Source organism: Paenibacillus sp. 01T422 (assembly GCF_056398785.1).
In genome coordinates this window covers 1-4,048 of the sequence record NZ_JBFTQB010000607.1, presented here as the reverse complement: position 1 = coordinate 4,048, position 4,048 = coordinate 1, and the positions used below count along the sequence as shown (strand labels likewise).

Below are 4,048 nucleotides of genomic sequence, written 5' to 3'. Positions count from 1 at the left end.
GGAAACAAGAGTACAACCACATCAATGCTTTATTGAATAAACAACTGGATGAGCGTGGCGTATTAATTGCGGTTCATAGAGGAAGTGCGACAGGTAACATCATCGAAAATACCATTCCAGCGTTAAAAGCTGCCCTTCAACTCGGTGGAGATATGCTGGAGATTGACGTATTTAAGTCCACGGATGGTAAATTCTTTGTTTTTCATGATGGGGCGGAGAAGAGACTTCTCCAACAACCAGATAATATTAAAACAATGGATTCGAAAAAAATCGAAAGCTTGACCTATTTCAACAAAGATAATGTAAGAAACAATTCCAAGGTAGAACGACTTGAAGATGTCCTTGCTTATTTCAAAGGGGATGCTCTTATCAATGTTGACCGCGCTTGGGATATTTGGCCTGAATTATTGCCTGAGTTGGATAAATACGATATGGCGAATCAACTAATTCTTAAAGGTCCTATCGTCAAGGAGCAACTCGATTTCTTGGATCAATATGAAACGAAATACATGTTCATGCCAATCACGCATTCCTTAGATGACGTCGAGGCTATTCTAGCGTATCAAAACCTTAATTTAGTTGGACTTGAGCTAATAGCTACGTCGGAAACTCATCCTTTATTCCAAGATGAATTAATCGAAAAGCTCCACAATATGAACTTATTTGTATRGGCAAACGCAATAACTTTGGATGACGAGACGGTATTATTCGGCCGTTTAGATGATGATATCTCCATTATTCAAGATCCCGATTTGGGGTGGGGTAAGTTATTTGAGAAGAAGATAGATGTCATTCAAACAGATTGGCCTACATTATTAGCGTCTTATCGAACTCGTAAGATTGGGCCAATCAAAAATCTTAACTAATCTCTCTGCGGAGAAATAAAGGGGCTGTCTCAAAAGGTCAATAGACCTTGAGGGATCAGCCCTTTGATCTAGGTTTAGGGCTGGATGACGGACGGATCATCGAATCCTAGGGGTAATCGTAGCGGACATTTTGTAATTTGATGCAAATAGTGCAGCAAATTTTCRTATTATCGATGGTTTCGGAGATAATCATGCATTTTGTGCAGTTAATCTCATCGATACCATCGAAAATAGAGCAATGTCGCWATATTTGATGTACTTTTTACATCATTCCGTACCAATAGCTGSWTCAGATGYGAATTTACTGCACTTTTTACATCATGTACGACCACCAAGTGTACGTTGAAAATTATGATACAATTAGATTTTAAGATATTTTTATAAATAACAACGAACAATAGTATGGTGAAGAGGTGATCTCTAATGACAAATAGGAAAATGAATCCTAAAGTTGATGAATTTATTGGCAAGGCCAAAACCTGGAAAGAAGAGTATGTGGCGTTGAGGAGAATCGTTCTTGACTGTCAGCTAACCGAAGAATTCAAGTGGATGCATCCTTGCTATACAGTTGAGGATAAAAACGTCGTTTTAATACACGGATTCAAAGATTACTGTGCACTTCTGTTTCACAAGGGAGTTTTGCTAAAAGATGCCCAAGGTATCCTCATTCAGCAAACAGAGAATGTACAGGCGGCGCGCCAAATTCGCTTCACCCATGTTCGGGAAATAGTTGCCATGGAGCCCATCTTGAAAGCCTATATTAACGAGGCCATAGAAGTTGAAAAGGCCGGTCTGGAAGTCAGTTTTAAAAAGAATACAGAATTCACGGTTGCAGAAGAGTTCCAAATTAAACTCGATGAGAATCCAGCCTTGAAAGCAGCCTTTGAGGCCCTGACGCCAGGACGGCAAAGAAACTACCTTCTTCATTTCTCTGAGCCCAAACAAGCCAAAACTCGTGAGTCAAGGGTAGAGAAAAATGTGTCGAAAATCCTCGAAGGAAAAGGATTAAATGATTAATCTATATATGCCTTAAGTCCTATGCTATGATGTGGTTACTAGTCATTATTTGGAGGTAATCATGAGAGTCATTAGGATTTATGCACCAGTTATTCTATTATTCATGTTGGTACTCGCGTATGCTTGCAGCTTTTCGATAGCTCGCGCTGCAACGGAAAACGCTTCGGGAAACATTACGGTCAAGTCAACGTCCGGGAATGTTATATCCTCTGCAAATGTCATCTTTACTTCATCCGCACTCCCTTTTCCGCTGACTGTGAGAACGGACGTTAATGGCATTGCTTCATTTCCTAATTTGCCGATTGGTGATTTCACGCTTACAGCAGCAGCAAGTTATTTCAGGAACAGCTCTATTCAATCCGGAACGCTTTCAACAGGGCAGGTCTATGACCATACCTTTTACTTAACAGTGGACAATACTTCGACAGGACTCAGCTGGCTGAGTATTAACGATAATTCATCAAGTGCGACTGAGTTTCAAGGGACGGTTTCATGGTCAACTTATGGCACAGTCATGGTCCACTCCGAAATGCAGCTCCAATTCATGGACAATAGGAATACCCCTATAGGTTCTGTTATCACATCCGTCTATTCCGACGAACGCAACTTCTATACAAGCACAATACCGAATATAACATTGCCTTCAGGCGCAACCCGCATGGGAATTATTTTACTAGACAGTAACTCCAGTGTGATTGATATTAGGACGCTTCCCTTATGGCACTACAATTTACATACTGTTAAATCCCTGAAGTTTCAAGATACTAACGCAAACGGCGGTACGATTAACGCACATGTTACTTGGAGCGGAGCCAACGATGAAGTCTCTTTGGCAGGTTATAACATTTATTACTGGGTAATTGGGGACAACCTATGGAAATACTGGGATACTGTAGCCAAAAGGACAGATGGAGGCTATGAATATCCATTCAATTCATTCCCTGCAAACACGGGTGCCATTTTAGTAGGCAGCGTCAACAGTGCTGGTGAGGAGTATTCCACGTATCCAACTGTCAATGTCATTGATAACCGCCAAGCCGACACGTCACTGCACACAGATCCTTCGGGCAGCCTACCTGTGCCTTCGAGTATTCAAGACTATACCTACACGATTCATGCACATACAATTTCGGGGCAAATTGGCTTCGCCTTGCCTTCTGAGATGAGTCAGATTCAAGGCTATAATCTGTATTTCAGCAACGCTAACGGTGATAAATTACAAGCGCTCGGAACGATCTATTCACCCAGATCATCTACTCAGCTATTTTACATGTTAGATGACAATCAATCGGTCCCGGCTGATGCTACTCAGTTCGCTCTCTATTCCTATGGGAATGACGGTAGAGAGAGTGCACCGACTTTTATCCCGGTCAAAAATAGTGTGCTTAGTACGCAGCTTCCTCCAAATATGAGCTTCGTAGATATGGATGAACAACCGGATTACTTACACGGTTTTTTAACTTGGGACCGCGCGGCCGATGAATCGAATCTTACTAGCTATCAGATTTATTTCTTAGATAGTTCTAACCGTCCAATAAGCCTAATTGGGGAAGTATTGAAAGCAGCTGCGCCGGTGTTCACTGTACCTGAGGGACTCTCGATTCCCCATGCAGCAACCAGTATCGGTATTGGTGTTATGAATACAACGGGTAATATATCTATGAATATGAAAATTAGCCCCTTTTCCGATAATAGAACGGAAGCCGAGGTTCATGATGCTATGAAATCCGCTTATTTTCAAGGAGCGGGCCGAATGGATTTAGCTCAGGTTGCTACCTTCTTGGTGCAATCGCCAAATAAGTATCTTTTTAGCAAAAAGGACGTACAAGTATTCCTTTCACTTATTGCCCCTTATGTTGTTCAAAGGTAAAAAACATAAAATTACGAAAGAGGCTGTCCCATTGGCTGCAGGGCGCCAGGCCGTTCAACGATCTGCTCGACGAGGTGACCGAGGAGCAGTGGGTTGGTCTTGCGGAGATGACGCGCAAGGGGAAATCCTAGCGGGCACTATCTAATTTGATGCAGATAGTGCAGCAAATTCTCGTATTATCGATGGTTTCGGAGATAATCATGCATTTTGTGCAGTTAATCTCATCGATACCATCGAAAATAGAGCAATGTCGCTAYATTTGATGTACTTTTTACATCATTCCGTTTCTATAGCT

General features: G+C 41.8%; 3 protein-coding genes. All 3 read left to right on the top strand.

What is annotated here, in order from left to right; genetic code table 11:
* Positions 1–866, top strand: an 866-nt coding sequence (locus AC1DUA_RS27130) for a glycerophosphodiester phosphodiesterase family protein (protein ID WP_477502731.1), incomplete at its 5' end; no start/stop codon positions are given.
* A 423-nt stretch (positions 867–1,289) separates the two neighbouring features.
* Positions 1,290–1,883 (top strand): YdeI/OmpD-associated family protein, encoded by a 594-nt coding sequence (locus AC1DUA_RS27125; RefSeq protein ID WP_477502730.1) that lies wholly within the window; start codon positions 1,290–1,292, stop codon positions 1,881–1,883.
* 61 nt (positions 1,884–1,944) lie between these two features.
* Entirely contained in the window at positions 1,945–3,753 is a 1,809-nt protein-coding gene (locus AC1DUA_RS27120) for a carboxypeptidase-like regulatory domain-containing protein (protein WP_477502729.1), read from the top strand.
* Positions 3,754–4,048: the final 295 nt, after the last annotated feature.

Excerpts from the sequence above, each read along its gene's own strand:
- AC1DUA_RS27125 (WP_477502730.1), top strand. The coding sequence starts at position 1,290 with ATGACAAATAGGAAAATGAATCCTAAAGTTGATGAATTTATTGGCAAG.
- AC1DUA_RS27120 (WP_477502729.1), top strand. The coding sequence starts at position 1,945 with ATGAGAGTCATTAGGATTTATGCACCAGTTATTCTATTATTCATGTTG.